Source organism: Clostridia bacterium (genome assembly GCA_016887505.1).
Classification (GTDB): domain Bacteria; phylum Bacillota; class TC1; order TC1; family UBA5767; genus UBA5767.
Map to the genome: position 1 here is coordinate 1,153,142 of CP069393.1, position 17,247 is coordinate 1,170,388.

Consider the following 17,247-nt stretch of genomic DNA (forward strand, 5'->3'; position numbering starts at 1 on the left):
ATAGAGTAATCAATAACGGGGAGGCATAGCACCATGCTTGCAAAAATGAGTATTGAACACTACCTTGAGCAAACGGCCGCAAAGAATCCACTACTTCCAGCTAGCGGTAGTAGCCTAGCACTCAGTGCAGCCCTAGCGGCTGCCTTAACGGAATTCACAGCTAATACCACCCTTGGACAAAAGGGGTACGAAGAAGTTGAAGCTAGTATGATGCAAATCATTCAAACCAGCAAAGAGTACAGGCAACGATTCCTGCAATATATGGATGAAGACGCAAAAGCCTATACTGCACTTCTTGCTGCCTATAAGATGCCAACTAGTAGCGATGAGCAAATAGCAACTAGAAATCAATGTATTTCTGAGCAGACCAAGCAAGCTGCTCTCGTCCCACTCCAATTGGCACAAGACACAATGTCTCTAGTAGAACAAATGAAAATCGTTCTAGAAGATGGCAACCAAAAGGCTTCTGGGGATGCCATAACCGCACTGTATCTATCGGAAGCAGTGATAAAGTCTTCCATTGGCAACGTGAAAATCAATCTGAACTTGCTTAACGATGCAGATTTTACTAAAAAGATTCATGAAAGTCTCCAAATTCTAGAAGAACAATTAGAAGATTTTTAGCAACGCGCTCAAGTACATCGCATACAAAATACACCCCAAATGTTAGAAAGCCTAACACCTTGGGGTGCATTTTTATATGAATAATTAATCCAACTTTTTGCTAAACTTAGCCGCTGCAGCTCCAATCGTAATCACAATTAATAAAAGCATGGCAACAGTAGAACCCATTAAATAGGATATATTTACACCTTTTACAATAATGCCTCGAAGGATTACCAAAAAATGGGTAATGGGAAACAGGGCAGAAAGCCACTGAATAAAGATTGGCATCGATTCCCTCGGAAACATGAAACCCGAAAGTAGCACGCTGGGCAGCAGAAATGCCAAAGCCCCCTGAATCGCTTGCGCCTGATTTCGAGCAACCGTAGAAATCAGCATGCCAGTTGCCAAAGCACCCACTAGAAAGATAAATCCCAGCAAGATCAACTCCAAAATATTGCCCGCAACACTTACACCAAAAATTAGATAGCTCAAAATCATAACAACTGCGAAATCATAGCAGCCGATGGCAATATAGGGAATCAATTTCCCAATAATTAGTTCCGTTGCTGTTACTGGTGTCATAATCAATTGCTCTATGGTACCCAATTCCTTTTCCCTGACCATGGCCAAGGCTGTCAAAATGATTGTTATGTTCTGCAGAATCAGACCAACTACACCAGGTACATTAAACTTCGCACTCTCGAGAGTAGGATTGTAGAGAATCATGGGAGCTGCCGTTACACTAGCAGTAGAAGGCTTGATTCCAGATTTTTCGATTTGTGTTAATTGAAATTCAGCTGAATAAGCATTGGTTACAGCCATAGCATAGCTTGCAGCAGTCCTTGCTATGGTAGGATCTGAACCATCTACTAGTATCTGAATCTGCGAAGCCGCACGCCTCTTGAGATTTCTCGAAAAATCACTTGGAATTACCATACCAACTTTGATTTCTCCCGCCTGAATCATATATTCCAATTCCTCAACTGATTCGACAAACGCATACTCCCGGAAATAGTATGATTTTGAAAAACTAGCGATAAGTTCTCGGCTGAGTGCTGTACGCGAAGAGTCAAGGACTGCAAAATCTACGTTATTCACATCTGTGTTCACCGCAAATCCAAAGATTAGAAGCATCATGATGGGCATCATAAAGGATATGATTAAGCTAGGTTTATCTCTTTTAATATGGATCACTTCTTTTCTAGCAACAGTCAGAATTCTCCTGATTTTTATGTTTCGCATCGAATCAATCTTGAACATGACGTTTTCCCCGTATGACTTTCTTCATATCCTTGTATTGGATTATCTTTCTTTTGTCTTTATTTTCCAGAACGTGGTAGATAAAGATATCTTCTAAATTATCCATTCCCATCTCTGCATAGTGTCCTTCTGGCGTATTAATGGAAATAATCTTTCCATTATAGATAAAACCAATACGGTCACAAACGGATGCTTCATCCATATAATGGGTGGTTACCAAAACAGTCACCCCTTCTCCCGAGAGCTCCGTAATTATCTTCCAAAACTCTCTTCTAGATACCGGATCCACACCCGCTGTAGGTTCATCTAAAACCAATATTTCTGGATTATGAATCAAAGCACAACCAAGAGCCAGTCGTTGTTTCCATCCACCAGATAAGGTCCTGGCCAGAACGTCCTCTTTCCCTTTCAAGTTAGCCATCTCAATCAGTTCTTTCTTTCTTCTAGCAATATCCGTTTGGGTCATTCCGAAGATATTTCCATAGAAATCCAGATTTTCATTGACCGTCAAATCTGCGTACAGGCTAAAATGCTGCGACATATAGCCAATTCTTTGCTTTATTAACTCTGATTCTTTGCTAATATCATATCCCAGAACGGTTCCTTCTCCTTGGGTAGGTGTTATTACACCACAGACCATCCGAATGGTGGTAGACTTGCCAGAGCCATTCGGACCCAGGAGGCCAAATATCTCCCCCTTTTTAATATCGAAGGAAATGCCATCTACAGCCACTACCTGCCCAAAAACCTTTTTCAGATCCTTTACTTCAATTGCATATTCCATTCGTCTACTCCAATTCCCCAAAGTCGGTCGAAATCAACATGCCTGGGCGTACCTGGTCCGTCATAGTAAGCTCCAGTTCTACCAAGTATACCAGTCGTTCCCGGTCTTCAGACATAACCACATTTACTGGGGTGAACATGGGCTCAGTAGCAATTCTCTTCACCATGCCCTTAAGTTTTATATCTTTTTCTACCTCCAATTTGAACTCCATCTCCATCCCAAGGGAAATCTTGGTCAGATCCTTTTCATGGATATAGATCTTTACGAGTGTTTTTTTAGGATTATATAGGCTTATAACCGGTGCGCCTGTACTGACATATTCACCCTTAGCGTAGTTGATGCTCTCCACAACCCCTCCATTTAAAGCCTTGATTTCATACTTATCTGCATTTATTTTGGCCAGTTGGGCATCTAGGGCTATCATTTCTGAATTAAGCGCTGCGATTCTTTGATCTGGTTCATCGTAGCCCGCATTCATACTCTTAAGCTGCTCTTCGGCGGCAGAAATCTGAGCATCTAATCCTGTTCTTTGATTGATTAAGCTGTTAATATCACTCTGCGCTTTATCGCTTTTTAAACGTGCACTATCATAAGCACTTTTACTATTTACTAGAGCCAACCTTGCTACATCTAAATCCTGCCTAGACACGGCACCGGTTTCAAAAAGAACAAGCATCTTATCGTAATTGCTCTGTTGCAATTCATAAGCAGTCTTTAACGCTTCACTACTAGATAGGCTCTGCTCATACAGGGACTTAGCGCCAAGAATGGAATCAGACATGGCATTTCTTTGGCTAATCAGTTGACTGATACTACTATTTTGAATGTTCCGTTCTTCTTCCCGTACTGGCGATACCGACTTATCCACATTTTCCAAGGCAATCTGGTCTGCCAATTCAGCTTTTTCTTGCAAAATGGCGGCGGAAGAAGCATCTAGACTCATAACCACTTGTTCAGCTTGTATTTTCTCTCCTTCACGCACCAAAAGTTCATCAATTATTCCAGGAACGGTAGCATAAACATCATAGCTATCTGGCTCAATTTCGCCATAGTAAATACTCGCATCCTCTCCCCGCGACAACAAATAGAGAAACAGGCTTAATGCAACTACGATAATCCCTAGTATCATGACTCTTTTCATTTTTTTATTCTTCATTTTCTCCTCCACCACGCCTAATCCTAAGTTTTTATCCTTTGAATCGAATTACTTGTTCCGCTACTAAGGGTATAATTTTTTCAATATTGGTATTGCCGTAATAGGTAACGTGCATAACCTTTTTTCCGCTATAGGCAAAGATTTGTTTTCTGATACCATCTTCTGCGATGAACATCTTGTCCATTCCAGGATAAGGAAGAGCAATGATTTCTGCCTCTGGCTCCCATACGTAACGCTGAATCAAATCCTCTGTAAGCCCTTCCGATAGTCCAGCAAAAGTTAATTTAAAAAACTGGTTTTCTATGCTTGGTGAATACTCGCCACTTTGATCAGCCCACATTTCCCCGGAGACTATGCCGTGTTCATCTATTTCATATTGAATTGGTGCCATCAGGCTCCAGTCACTTTGCACACGGTTCTTCCGATCTACCTCACGGTAGTAAGTCCCGATTTCTCGCTCAAGATTGGGACTTTCCTCAATTTCAGCCAATCGAACGAAGGGTAAGGAGTCTGTGTCCTCTGGCAGGTTGTATTCTATACTTCTATTCATAGAAACAATCGGTAATGGGATTATGGCAAGAGCGATTAAGACGTAGAAAAGAGCCACGATACCACCAAAGAATCTCGCCTGTTTGTAGCCCTCATAGTGCGTGGCAGGATTACCTTGTAACAAGGATTCTTTGAGATTCCGGATGGATAAATAATTTCGAATGGTTCTAAAAAATACATAGATTTCGACTACTAATAATAACACTTGTTGCAAAAACTGTCCTCTTACCATTAATAATACTGGCTCATCTAGTAAGAAATACGGTCCAAGTATTAATCCAAACATGAGGACAAGCGCTATGGAAAAAACGAGCACATTCCGTTTCAGTAGTTTATCCAACTCATCAAGGGTATGTCCTTGCTCAACAGGATCCGTATGCAATTCTCGAATCTTGTCCGACTTCTCAGCAATAAAGATGTAAAACTTCCCCGTTCTAGTTACCAAATCCCAACCGCACTGCTCATATAGATCTATTCTTTCTTGATTTGGTTTATCCATTAAGACTTCAATGCGGTAGCGTACATCTTTGGGCTCACCCTTCTCAAAGTAGACAAAAAGTCCACCGATTTTCGTGAGGTGTAAACCCTTTTTACTCATGTCGGAAAACCAACTTTCGTTCCGCCCCACCGCATAAATATCATCCAACAATAGTTTTCGAACCATCTTTCCCATTATTTTGTCTCCTCCAATATCTGTCCATCATGTATCATTTTCTGTAGGCGAAGAAACTCCCGCCGTAACGCAGCCAGGCCTTCTTCGGTTATGACATAGGTTTTACGTCTTCCATCATCCTGCAGTACCTTAATAAGTTTTTCTTTCTTTAACCGCGTCAGAACGCCATACAAGGTCCCTGGTCCCATTTGTATGCGGCCATCCGATACTTGCTCAATTGCACTCATCAATTGATATCCATGGTTAGGTTGGATCAGAGCCAAAAGAATATAGTACATCGCTTCTGTCATCGGCCCTCCTGAATTTTGCATCTCATCACTCCTAATATTATGTCACGCGATATATCGCATGGCATAATATTAGGCTATACTCTATTTTTTGTCAACCAAATAGAAACGCACTTGGGCTAACTGCCCCAGCTAGACGAATGGTTAGAGGACTTTTTTCGGATACTGTTATCCTTGCTTGCTCCACCTAGGATTAACAACCGCGTTTGACAACGAAAAAAATACCCTGCTGACCATTTTCCTTCTCAACAATGATCAGCAGGGTACTATATTAATTTTTGTTTAACAATCTAGGCAATCATTGAGTATGACATCATCCGATTTTTTTTCCAACTCTTCAATCATGTCTGTAATACTTTTGATTGCCCTAAAAAATTCTTCCTGTCTCATTTTTTCTAAGGGCTTCAGGCGTTCTTGCATATACACCATATGCTTCTCCTTAAAATCATCCGCTAGGGCAAATCCCTCTGTCGTCAGGCTAAGTTCGTAGACTCTTTTATCTATTTCGCTGCGTTTTTTCTGAATCAAACCCATAGCAACCAATTTATTAGCCACAGGGGTGAAAGAACCTTTTTCAATATTGAGCAAATGACTTAATTCGGACATCGGCGCTGAACCATTAAAATGCAAAAACATCAATGTTGAGATGTGTGTTTGATTTACGTCCTCTGGCAAAGGATACTCTTTTGAGAATCCTTTGAAAAAAAAGTGCTCCAATTTTGCCCTTAAGTTTACTATGGTCATCATAGCTTCATATTCCGTCATCCTTGTAAAATCCTCCTCTTATACCGCTATATCAACCTCTGTTCTGGCTATGTTGTCATCTTGCTTCCATTGTCTTATGATTGCAAAGAAAGTAACAATAATGGCTAAACCATCTGCAATTGGTGTTGCAAACCATACACCGTTGATGCCAAAACTTGTAGGTAATATGAAGAGCAATGGCAATAAGAATATGAATTGTCGTAACATACCGAGAACCATAGATGTCTTTCCTTTGGCAATAGACTGAAAGTAAGCAACACCCATTAGATTGATACTAAGTAAAGGAAGCATCATTACAAAGATTCGCAATCCATTAACAGCAACCGCGACAGTATCGGAACCTTGTTCTAAAAACAGTCCGATAAACGTGGTTGGGAAAATTTCCAGCATAGCAAATACTACGGTGGAGAAAACGACACCAACCATGACGCTATATTTCAATGTTTTATTTACGCGTTCTTTTTGCCTTGCTCCATAATTATAACCAATAATTGGCTGCATTCCTTGCGTTATCCCCATGATTGGCATAATAAAAAAGGTGTATAAGCTATTAATGGCTCCTAAAGAAGTAATTGCAGCCGTACCACCATATTCTCCCAATCCACGATTCAAAAAGGTCATGGCCACACTAGTGCCAATCGTAGACATAAAGGTTGCAAAACCAATCGTGATAATACTAATAACCACGTGATAATCCGGAACAAAATCTCTAATACTTAGATGAAGTTCACTTCGACCTCTACCGTAAAAACTCAACAAGATAGTCAATCCAACAAATTGACCCGTAATCGTAGCGTAGGCAGCGCCTGCCACGCCCATATCCATAAGACCGATAAAGACAAAGTCCAATATAATGTTTGTCACAGCAGATGCAATCATAGCGGTCATAGACAATAGGGGCTTTCCTTCTGACCTTACTGAACTATTCAAAGTGAAAGACATCATCTGGAAAATAAACCCAGCAATAATAATTCTCAGGTAACCAGCTGCATAAATAATGGTTTCCTCAATTGCTCCAAATAATACTAGTAATTCATTCAAATTAAACAGTATGGTACCTAGCATTATGCCCGTTACCAATAGACCAAAGCTCAAAGTATTGCCAAACACATGACTCGCCCCGGCCCTATCTTTCTCACCCAATCGGATGGATATTAATGTAGATCCCCCAATCCCAATTAAACTCGCAAATGCAAACATAATCATCATTACTGGGAATGCAATCGTTAAGCCAGCCAAGGCGGACTCTCCTGCATACTGACCAATAAAAATTCGGTCAACAACATTGTACACTGCATTCACCAACATCGCGATAACAGCCGGAATGGAGTATTTCGCTAATAATTTACCTATGGCTTCCGTTCCTAATTCTTTAGTACTTTCCACTATCCTACCTCTTTTCTCTACCTAGCTCTTGGACTATGCCTCGATGTATACTTTTGTCTGGTTGTGAATTATATAAATTGAAGGATACCGAGCGTAAAAACTCGGTATCCTATCTTTCAACACTTACTTTACGTTACAAGAAAAAGATCTCCAAACAGCATATTCGTTTGATTTCTAATCGTATGCTAACACACCCATAATCGCGTGTCAAGAAGTTTGTTTTCTAACTTTTTCCTATTACACCATTTTTCATACACCTTAAAACATGCTAAAATTAGTCTACTTGATACTAGATACTGTAGGGCAAGGTACAACACTTGGTTTTAACCCGGAACCGTCTTAAAATACATTCTTCCAATACGCAAATAGCTGCCACTTGCAGTTCATTCCTCTTAAGGAGCTAGGTAATGCTAAAACATAAAATTGAAAAATTTGAAAACAAAGAACGTCTAGATGAATTGAATCCACTAGGTACTCTACAAGATATTGGGCTTACGAAAGAATCAAGAGTACTCGACTACGGTGCGGGTACTGGCATCTTTAGCATAGCTGCTGCTAACATCGCTAAAACTGTATTTGCCTATGATATCAATACAGAATTTTTACAGCATATAAAAGACAAAGCACTTTCTCATGGACTAACCAATGTTCATACTGTTGAGGTAGGAGAGCTTAGTACGATTGACCAGCATTCCATGGATCTTATCTTACTAGTAACTGTTTTTCACGAAATTGACGACATAGATAGTCTATTTGAGCATCTTACTACCCTGCTTGCAAATAATGGCACTATTGTCGTTATTGAATTTCATAAAAATAAAACACCGTTTGGACCCTCTCTTGCACACAGAATATCCAAGCAAAGAGTTGCAGAAGAGTTCGCGAAACGTAATTTTCATTTACTAGAAGATAAAGATTTAGGTAAAAACTTTTATCTGGTTTCTTTCAAACTCTAGTAAAAGAGCTCATCCCCGAAGGGAGTAGTAGAACAATGACAGAAAAGGAATTTAATATAATTTGGAATCTTTTCCTAGAATCTTTTAGCAAGGATGAACGGCGCACCAAGAAAAAGCAGTATGCACTAATCAAAAATCCCCTATATCATTTAGATGCTTATCAGGAAAATAATGAAACGATTGCCTTTCTTGCATACTGGAACTTTGGTGATTTTCTCTATGTGGAGCACCTGGCCACAGAACCTAAAATGCGCGGAAAAGGTATTGGCAGAAAGATTATTAAAGACCTGACCCATAAATCCAATAAACTAGTAGTGTTGGAAGCAGAAAAGCCCCATGATGAAATGGCAAAAAGGCGGATCCATTTTTACGAAAGACTAGGCTTTTATGTGAATGACTATGAATACTACCAACCATCGTATGGTGAAGATAAAGATGAACTTTCCCTACTCTTTTTATCTCACCCTCGGGCCATATCCCACGCTGAATTCGAAAAGATTAGACAAACAATCTACCGTGAGGTCTACCAGAAGGATATTTAATACTCATGACAAAGAATGATATCGTTTTACTTTCATGTCTGAAATAGAAAAATCCCAGCGCAATTAGCACTGGGATTTTTCTGTCTTCTTAATCTCTTTACCTAAATACGTTCCACTGCAACCACCACGCAGCATTGTGGGTCTGGGCATGCCGAGCAAGCTCTTCCGTCCTCATCCTCCCAAGAAAGTTCTCCTCCCGAAGCCATTATATTCATAGGTGGCAAAGCTGTCATGATCATCTCAGGGCACCAGCCTTCTGCCCCTTCAATTCTCAAACCCAATCCATCTTTTCTGCGCATGCAGAAACTATCTCCAACCTGCATGCCAGCTCCACACGGTTCCTTGATGGATACCACCGTTGCTTTTACGTCAAATTCATTTCCCATTATTCTTCCTCCTTAGTCACCTTTTAGTAGTGTCTTTATCTGAAACAACAACATATTAATAGCCACCTGGTTATGTCCCCCCTCAGGTATAATGATATCTGCATGTTTCTTGGAGGGTTCCACAAAATCCTCATGCATCACTTTTACCGTACTGAGATATTGGTCTATCACAGAATCCAGGCTTCTTCCCCTGGTCTTCACATCTCTTACAATTCTTCGAATAATCCGAACATCTGCATCCGTATCAACAAAAACCTTAATATCTAACAAATTGCGTAAAGCCTTGTTCTCAAAAAGCAAAATTCCTTCTACTAGTATGACTTGTCTTGGTTCAACATGAACTGTGTCAATAGCCCTAGTATGCTGAATAAAATCATAGACTGGACGCTCAATCGAAACGCCCTGTTTGAGAAGCTGAATATCTTCTATCATCTTTTTTGTTTCAAAAGAGTTGGGATGATCATAGTTCAGTTTTTTTCTGTCTTCCAAGGTGAGATCATCATGGGGCAAATAGTAATAATCATGGCAAAGCGTGATGACTTCATCACCAAGCTCTTCCGTCAATCTATTAACCAGCGTTGTTTTTCCTGATCCGGTCCCGCCAGCAATGCCTATACAGATGGGATTCATATATTCCTCCTTAGCGATTCTATCGAAATATCAATTTCACTATATACAGTTTATCAATAAATTCTTCTATTAACATGATACTTCAACAAAATTTCAGGCAAATATCCTACTTTTCAGATAAAGTACACTATCTTTAAGCACTGCTTACCAACTTTGTTAGCTACAATATCTCCCCTGCTTCTTTTTCATATCATAATTCTCTTCCCTACGTGTTGCAACTATGTGAAATCACTTTTCCATTCTTTACAAATCTGCAATATTTGTTTACTCATTTTCATGTATTATTCTTCAAGTCTTACACAGAAAGTACAAGAAAGAGCAATTGTCTCCCTACCTATTTCCCTTTATGCTTTCATCCATTTGCGCCACTATATTTGCACTAATTTGCTCCTAATTTCATTATTGGTTGTTTATACTTGTATTTTAACTCATTTCAGTGCATGATAGGAGGGTTGGAATAACAAAAAATGAAAGGGTACACCATGAATAAAAAGAAAATTATCAATTTAGCAGTCATCGCCCACGTCGATGCCGGCAAATCGACACTGGTTGATGGGTTGCTGGCTCAAAGTGGCGTATTCAGAGAAAATGAATTAGTACAAGAACAAGTTATGGATAGCAATGACTTGGAAAGAGAGCGTGGTATCACGATCTACTCCAAGAACTGCTCTATTGAACATAGTGGCTTGAAAATCAATATTGTAGATACCCCAGGACACGCTGATTTTTCTTCTGAGGTGGAACGTATCATGAAAACAGTAGATACGGCCATCTTGTTGGTAGATTCAAGCGAAGGGCCTATGCCTCAAACTAGGTTTGTACTACAAAAAGCATTGGCCCAAGGATTACGTCCAATCCTCTTTATCAATAAAATTGACAAAAAGGATCAGCGGGCTGAAGAAGTTGTAGACATGACCTTTGATTTATTTATCGAATTGGGCGCTACAGAAGAACAGTTGGACTTCCCCATCATCTATGGTGTAGCCAGAGAAGGTATCGCCAAACTGAACATGGAAGATGATAGTGAGAACCTAGACCCCCTGTTCGAACTGATTAAGAAGCACGTTCCGGCCTATCCGGATAAAGATAACGAGCCTCTGCAAATGCAAGTTTCCTCTTTAGGTTACGATGAGTATATCGGTAGACTGGGTATTGGCCGAATTACTAGAGGTATGATTAAGAAGAATCAAAGCATTGTGCTTACTAAGCGTGATGGCGAAATCAAGAACGGAAAAATTGCGAAAGTATTCATCCACCAAGGCTTGAATCGCATAGAAGTTAATGAAGCAAGAAGCGGTGATATGGTTGTCGTTTCTGGTTTGGGTGATATTTCTATCGGTGAAACAATCTGTGATAAAGATCTAGTGGAACCTCTACCAATGATTGACATTGAAGAACCAACACTATCAATGAATTTTTATATCAATAACTCTCCATTCGCTGGAAGGTCTGGTAAATATGTAACCTCTAGACATCTTCAAGCTCGTTTGGATAAGGAGTTGGAAGTAAACGTAGGATTACGTGTTAGCCCATTGGAAGATACCGACGGTTTTAAAGTATCTGGCCGTGGAGAATTGCATTTATCAATTCTTCTTGAAAATATGCGCCGTGAATCCTATGAAGTTGCGGTTTCTAAACCGCAAGTATTGTTCCGCAAAATTGATGGAGTACTGCAAGAACCAGTCGAGAGAGTCATCGTAAATCTCCCGGACCAATATAGCGGTACAATCATTAATAAACTAAATATTCGTAAAGGTAGCATGACTTCCATGCACTCTGAAGATGGATATACAACATTGGAATATTTGGTTCCTACCCGTGGTTTGTTGGGTTACCGTAGTGAGTTCATAAACGAAACACGTGGTGAAGGTACCATGGTTCGCTCATTCGATAGCTACCAGCCTCATTTGGGTACCATACCCAAGAGAGCCAATGGAGTTCTTGTTTCTTTGAATACTGGTCAAACCATGGCCTATTCTCTATTCAACCTTAGTGACCGGGCTCAAATGATGGTCGGCCCAGCTACAGACGTCTATGAAGGTATGCTAATTGGAATCAATTCACGACCGGAAGATATGGTGGTCAACCCTTGCAAGAATAAAAAAATGACCAATGTACGTTCCTCCGGCAATGATGAAGCCATTAAACTGCTGTCTCCTAAGATTTTCACCTTGGAAGAAGCATTGGAATTCATCGCTGAAGATGAGCTCGTAGAAATTACACCGGATGCTATCCGACTTAGAAAAAAAATTCTCAATGAGCAAGATAGAGCCAAATACAACCGAAGCAGAACAAACGATTAAAAAAGGGAGCGTAAGCTCCCTTTTTAATGCAAAAATATGTTTATCCGCCTAATTAGGCACCAACTGCCCCAAATGTCTCTGGCAAGGTGCTTCCACCATCTATAACAATTTGCGTTCCAACTAGATAAGAGGATTCATCGGAAGCTAGAAAAGCCACTAGGTCACCAATCTCATCCATCGTACCGAGTCTTTTGATAGGTACAGCAGCTGCAATTCCATCAATAACGGAATCAGGATTATCAGGATTTGATTCTACGGCAATCTGTTTTGCCATTGGTGTAAGAATGTATCCTGGACAAATAGCATTAACATTAATATTGTATTTAGCACCTTCAAATGCCAGTGCCTTCGTAAAGCCCCAAATAGCTGCCTTCGTCGTAGCATAAGCAGTTTCGCCCTCGTCCACCACCATGGTACCGGTGACGGATGACATGTTTACAATCTTGCCATATTTTTTTTCAACCATGTGAGGATATACTGCCTTGGCACAATTCCATACTCCCTTGATATTTACATCAAAGTGGAAGTCTCTATCTTGATCGCTCATTTCCATGAATGACTTAACCCTGATTACACCAGCATTGTTAAAAAGAATATCTATGGAACCCTCTTTGGCTACAATTTCATCTACAGCTTTTTTAGCCGCATTGTAATCACGTACATCGAAAACGACACTCTCTACATCGAATCCTTCATCCCGTAAGCCCTGAGCTGTTTCGTGTACTTTTTCAGAAATATCTGCCAAATACACTTTGGCTCCATTCCTAGCCAAGCCTCTTGCACCACCATAACCATTGCCCATCGCAGCACCTGTTACTATTGCGATTTTCTGATCCAGTTTACCCATATTACCTCCTCTATACAGAATAGAATTCTTGCTCTACTATATTATTATACTTGGTGTACATTATACCTTTGATAATTATTTCATGTTTTAAGCATTTCTTGTGATAGACCTTACACCATTTTTGTAATATTTGTTTTGTGCAAGAATTAATGCATCTATTACGAGTAAAAGGACTCCAGCAATCAAAAAAGGTGACTACTCCTTCGAGCCATCACCTTTATATTTTTGAATTGAATCACGTCTCCATCCCGATTATCCTTACTAGTGAGTACCAAGAAAGCAATTAATCAAGTTCTGTCCATAAATGAATCTCTGTAATTCTCAAATCATCAGGTAATTGGTCATAACTCGTTAGTTCAACATCTTGGTCGAATTCAAAACTTAGTAACCAAGTAGTTCTGCCTCCGGGCGTACTTTTTCCTTCTTCAAAGTAAAGATAATTGCCGTACACTTCTTTTTCATTATGGCGATCATACATTAAATCAAAGTTTTGGTCGCAATACTTCAAGACCGGTTTTGCTAAGTCTCCTACTTGAGCGCTAAGAGCAGATAAGGAATATCTATCCGAAGTAATCTGTACATAGTCTGCAACGTTGACATCCGAGAAGGGATATCGATTGTGTGCATAGCCAAAAGTAATGCCATCATAAGTCATCGTAGTATAGTAATCATAATAGCCACCATCTTCCTTTGTTTCAATTTGGAAGTCTGCTCCTAATAATTCCGTGACTTCTTTTTGCGTAAGAACAGCACTAATTTGAAACTCCGGTTCTTGGTATACTTTTTGCATGCCGGGTTTGGTAATACTTACAGCACGAATTATCTCCCCTTCAAGGGTGCATTTAATATCAAATTTCTCAGTTGAATAAACGGTATAGGTATATTCGCTTCCCGTGTTATCATCGGGCACTTTTTGGCCAACACCGAATAAAGCCTCCGCTGCCGCTACCGTATCTCCAATCATTAACCCCTGAACCTGAATTTTATTGTCACCGTATGGTTGGATATAGATTCGTTGTACAATAGACGCTTCATCAATTTCTAGTCCTAAATGAAATCCATGAAAGTATCCCTCCGTCTCAGCGTTGTTATAATAATAAAGATTTCCCTTTATTTCAGGCTCCGGCAACTCGCCTAAAGCATCCACCGCATCTATATCCTGCTCAAGAATTGATAAAAGTTCACTCACATCTTTTTCTTCTGCCGGACTTTGACCAATCTTACCGCAACCAACAAATAGTATGGTAATCATTGACAGCATAATAATAATTGATAGTATTTTTTTCATGCTATTCCCCCTTTTGTTTCTATCCATCTATACTTTAACATCCCCATTAGTTGGTTTCAATCCTCTATTCAATCTCCCCTTATTCAGGAACTGTCTGAAATAGTTTTCTTCCCTCATTGAATATTTTCACAAGCCATACTTCGTAAGCTATCCACTTGCGTGCTACGACCCAATACCATCATTATATCGCCTTCATGGAGTGTGGTTTCATAGTTTGGATTGAACCGCAGCCTTTGCTCACCTAGCTTACGAATAGCAAGAACAATAAGGCCACTTCTCTCGGGAATCCTGTTTTCCCCTAGCGTTTTACCAGCAAGTTCTGAACCTGCACAGATTGTCACCTCTTCCATATCTAGTGATACCTCATCTATCTGGGTAATGATATCTAGGAAGGACTTAATGGTTGGCCGAATAACCATAGCCGCTATACGTCTTCCCCCAATCTCATTGGGAGATATCGTATTGTTGGCGCCAGCTCGCAAAAGTTTCCCATGGGCACCTTTTTCAATGGCTTTGGAAATTATATATATTCTTGGGTTAATCTGCCTCGCTGTCAACACAGTAAATACATTATCCGCATCATTGGCCAAGGTGCAGACGATGCTCTTCGCCTCCATGATCTTTGCCCTTATTAGGGCATCTTCGTTCGTTGCATCATCCTTGACAACCAACACATTTTCCTCGATTAATTCCCTACTTCGGTCCTCATTTTTCTCAATAACCACAAAATCTAAGCCCTTCAAGCGGAATTCTTCGATAACTATCTGTCCAACTTCACCAGCACCACAGACGATATAATGGTCTTTCAGCTCAGATATTTTTTTTAGCATTTTTTTCCTCCTCCAAGCAACTTGAAACTCTCCTTCAAAAAAAGTGGTTACAATACTGCTAAATCCGTAAGCCACGATACTCAAACCTGAGAAGATAATCCCTATGGTAAATAATTTCGATAGAACCGTCATTTCTGCCACTTCGCCATAGCCCACCGTGGAAATCGTAATGGCAGTCATATAAAGTGCATCAATTAAGCTAATGTCTAGAAGCACCTTATAGCCTAGTACACTGATTACTATCACCAGAAAAAACAGGCTTATGATTCTTAGTAATTTCCGTCTATTATCCATGATTACCTCCTGCATTCTACCCATTCTATGGTATCGGCTACACTTAAACGCGCGAATGATATTACAGCAATACTCTTCCAATCGAACTCCTATAGAATTCCCGATTCAGTTCTTTTTATCCTCTTTTTCGCCTACAGTATTAAAGAATAAGCCAATAAATAAGAGTATAACCCCACATATTGAAACAAAGCTTAACCGTTCTCCTAGAAAAAATGTTCCCAGTAAGGCGGCGGTTAGAGGTTCTGCCAATGTTAACGTTACGGCAGTCGGAGCAGGGACATCTACCAACCCTCTCGTAAACAAGGCATAAGCAGCTGCTGTGGCAATAAGGCCTAGGTGTAAAACGCCCAAGATGCCAGAAAAAGACACCACCCAATGCAGATCGCTTGTGAATAAAATCGGCGTTAGGATTAATCCTGCAATTAAGAATAGAAGTCCATTGGCTGCGTCTCTTTCCATAGTATCATATATATGCTGAGATGTTCGCACATAAAATGCATATGAAAACCCTGCCAAAAGAGCAGCAATACTCCCCGTAAGGTTCACAGACATAGCATCCTGCCCACTGAATAGCAAAATGCATCCCAAAATTGAGATTCCCGTTGCAATCATCCATTTCTTGCTCAATCTATTTCCAGAAATACGCTCAATAATACCAGAAAATACTGGCGAGCTCCCGATGGCTAGCACTGTGCCAAAAGCCACGCCTGTTAGCGAAATTCCCGTAAAGAATAGAGGCTGAAAAAGTCCAATACTTACTGCCGCTAAAAGCAGATTTTTCCAATCCACTGATATCTTTTGTTTATAAAATCCTTTTAGTAAAGCTACCAAGAATAATGCAATACCCCCTACAAGCATACGTAAAGCACCTGCACTCCTGGGTTCTGCTCCAACAGGCAACAGGCTTTGAACTGTACCCGATGTACCCCAAAGCATACCTGCTAGGAGGATTAAAATATACGATCCTGTTCTCTTCTTTTTCATTATGTCCCTTTTCTTTCTGCAAAATATAGCCACAGATGCCAACTAATAATTCATCAGCAAAGGCTTTCTAGACTATCGCACTATGACCATGCAATTCAATACTTAACCCAATCAAGCTCAATTGATTTGATTTCGACTCCTATCGGCCATAATCGAATATAGTTTCATGGCAAGAAGGCTAGAGATATAGCCTATCAACACCCCGCTTAGCACATCGCTTGGATAATGCACATACAAGTAGAGCCTTGAGAATGCAACCATGCCAGCTAGCAGCATTACGTAGCGATAGAGCTTAACTCTGCCAAGGCAAGTTTTGTTCCTTAGAAACACAAATGCTATCGCAAAAGATGATGAAGCATGACCTGACGGAAAAGAGTAGCCACTCGGCGCCTTGATGAGCAATGGAAGATCGACTAGATAGAAGGGTCTCATTCTACCCACCAAATTCTTTAAAACAATATTTGTTAGGAATACACTACTTAATAGTGATAACGTACATACTATCCCCAGACTTCTCGTTTTCGGACTGATTAGTAGAATAATGCTAATTGCAATCCAAATGGCACCGACATTTCCCAGACGGGTAATAGCCGACCAGAACTGGTCAAAGAATGCGTTTCTCATGGTTAACTGGATAAAATCCAGAATCATTAATTCTATGGATGTAAGTAAGCCCATCGATTTAGCTCCAATCTTGCTGCTCGTATTATCTGAGACTAGA

At 40.2% G+C, this 17,247-nt stretch carries 18 protein-coding genes; 4 read left to right on the plus strand and 14 right to left on the minus strand.

What is annotated here, in order from left to right:
* The first annotated feature begins 33 nt into the window (after positions 1 to 33).
* On the plus strand, positions 34 to 624 hold the full coding sequence (locus JR334_05715; protein ID QRN86699.1) for a cyclodeaminase/cyclohydrolase family protein: 591 nt from the start codon (positions 34 to 36) through the stop codon (positions 622 to 624).
* An 84-nt stretch (positions 625 to 708) separates the two neighbouring features.
* On the opposite strand, the gene JR334_05720 is transcribed toward JR334_05715, so the two are convergent.
* The 7 genes from JR334_05720 to JR334_05750 all read right to left on the minus strand — a co-directional run bounded on the left by JR334_05720 (position 709) and on the right by JR334_05750 (position 7,466).
* On the minus strand, positions 709 to 1,839 hold the full coding sequence (locus JR334_05720) for an ABC transporter permease (protein QRN86867.1): 1,131 nt from the start codon (positions 1,837 to 1,839) through the stop codon (positions 709 to 711).
* 13 nt (positions 1,840 to 1,852) lie between these two features.
* Positions 1,853 to 2,650, minus strand: a complete 798-nt coding sequence (locus JR334_05725; protein QRN86700.1) for an ABC transporter ATP-binding protein — start codon at positions 2,648 to 2,650, stop codon at positions 1,853 to 1,855.
* 4 nt (positions 2,651 to 2,654) lie between these two features.
* The gene (locus JR334_05730; protein QRN86701.1) at positions 2,655 to 3,806 is read right to left on the minus strand and encodes an HlyD family efflux transporter periplasmic adaptor subunit; all 1,152 of its coding nucleotides are present in this window, start codon (positions 3,804 to 3,806) and stop codon (positions 2,655 to 2,657) included.
* A gap of 31 nt (positions 3,807 to 3,837) precedes the next feature.
* Positions 3,838 to 5,028: a DUF2812 domain-containing protein gene (locus JR334_05735; GenBank protein ID QRN86702.1), complete on the minus strand. Its 1,191-nt coding sequence runs from the start codon at positions 5,026 to 5,028 to the stop codon at positions 3,838 to 3,840.
* The gene (locus JR334_05740) at positions 5,028 to 5,339 is read right to left on the minus strand and encodes a PadR family transcriptional regulator (GenBank protein QRN86703.1); all 312 of its coding nucleotides are present in this window, start codon (positions 5,337 to 5,339) and stop codon (positions 5,028 to 5,030) included. Before JR334_05740 ends, JR334_05735 begins: the two co-directional genes overlap by 1 nt.
* 258 nt (positions 5,340 to 5,597) lie before the next feature.
* Positions 5,598 to 6,080 (minus strand): MarR family transcriptional regulator, encoded by a 483-nt coding sequence (locus tag JR334_05745; protein QRN86704.1) that lies wholly within the window; start codon positions 6,078 to 6,080, stop codon positions 5,598 to 5,600.
* A gap of 18 nt (positions 6,081 to 6,098) precedes the next feature.
* A complete protein-coding gene (locus JR334_05750; protein QRN86705.1) occupies positions 6,099 to 7,466 on the minus strand; it encodes an MATE family efflux transporter in 1,368 nt (455 codons plus the stop codon).
* Between the two features lie 407 nt (positions 7,467 to 7,873).
* Between JR334_05750 and JR334_05755 the strand changes: the two genes are divergently transcribed.
* Together JR334_05755 and JR334_05760 are read left to right on the plus strand one after the other, a co-directional pair.
* Positions 7,874 to 8,422 carry a class I SAM-dependent methyltransferase gene (locus JR334_05755; protein QRN86706.1) on the plus strand — a complete coding sequence of 183 codons (549 nt, stop codon included), beginning with the start codon at positions 7,874 to 7,876 and terminating at the stop codon, positions 8,420 to 8,422.
* Positions 8,423 to 8,457: 35 nt separating this feature from the next.
* Positions 8,458 to 8,964, plus strand: coding sequence for a GNAT family N-acetyltransferase (locus JR334_05760; protein ID QRN86707.1), 507 nt, complete (start codon positions 8,458 to 8,460; stop codon positions 8,962 to 8,964).
* 101 nt (positions 8,965 to 9,065) lie between these two features.
* Here JR334_05760 and JR334_05765 read toward each other — a convergent pair whose 3' ends face one another.
* Both JR334_05765 and udk read right to left on the minus strand, forming a co-directional pair.
* A complete protein-coding gene (locus tag JR334_05765; protein QRN86708.1) occupies positions 9,066 to 9,350 on the minus strand; it encodes a TIGR04076 family protein in 285 nt (94 codons plus the stop codon).
* A 12-nt stretch (positions 9,351 to 9,362) separates the two neighbouring features.
* A complete protein-coding gene (udk, locus tag JR334_05770) occupies positions 9,363 to 9,980 on the minus strand; it encodes a uridine kinase (GenBank protein ID QRN86709.1) in 618 nt (205 codons plus the stop codon).
* Between the two features lie 482 nt (positions 9,981 to 10,462).
* Here udk and typA point away from each other — a divergent pair, with 482 nt between their 5' ends.
* Positions 10,463 to 12,283 carry a translational GTPase TypA gene (gene typA / locus JR334_05775; GenBank protein QRN86710.1) on the plus strand — a complete coding sequence of 607 codons (1,821 nt, stop codon included), beginning with the start codon at positions 10,463 to 10,465 and terminating at the stop codon, positions 12,281 to 12,283.
* A gap of 52 nt (positions 12,284 to 12,335) precedes the next feature.
* On the opposite strand, the gene ucpA is transcribed toward typA, so the two are convergent.
* The 5 genes from ucpA to JR334_05800 form a co-directional block, all read right to left on the minus strand.
* On the minus strand, positions 12,336 to 13,130 hold the full coding sequence (ucpA, locus tag JR334_05780) for an SDR family oxidoreductase UcpA (GenBank protein QRN86711.1): 795 nt from the start codon (positions 13,128 to 13,130) through the stop codon (positions 12,336 to 12,338).
* A gap of 283 nt (positions 13,131 to 13,413) precedes the next feature.
* The gene (locus tag JR334_05785; GenBank protein ID QRN86712.1) at positions 13,414 to 14,418 is read right to left on the minus strand and encodes a hypothetical protein; all 1,005 of its coding nucleotides are present in this window, start codon (positions 14,416 to 14,418) and stop codon (positions 13,414 to 13,416) included.
* A 113-nt stretch (positions 14,419 to 14,531) separates the two neighbouring features.
* Complete coding sequence (locus tag JR334_05790) at positions 14,532 to 15,542, minus strand: NAD-binding protein (GenBank protein QRN86713.1); 1,011 nt, start codon at positions 15,540 to 15,542, stop codon at positions 14,532 to 14,534.
* A 105-nt stretch (positions 15,543 to 15,647) separates the two neighbouring features.
* Complete coding sequence (locus JR334_05795) at positions 15,648 to 16,526, minus strand: EamA family transporter (protein QRN86714.1); 879 nt, start codon at positions 16,524 to 16,526, stop codon at positions 15,648 to 15,650.
* Positions 16,527 to 16,643: 117 nt separating this feature from the next.
* Positions 16,644 to 17,204: a phosphatase PAP2 family protein gene (locus JR334_05800; GenBank protein ID QRN86715.1), complete on the minus strand. Its 561-nt coding sequence runs from the start codon at positions 17,202 to 17,204 to the stop codon at positions 16,644 to 16,646.
* Positions 17,205 to 17,247 lie beyond the last annotated feature (43 nt).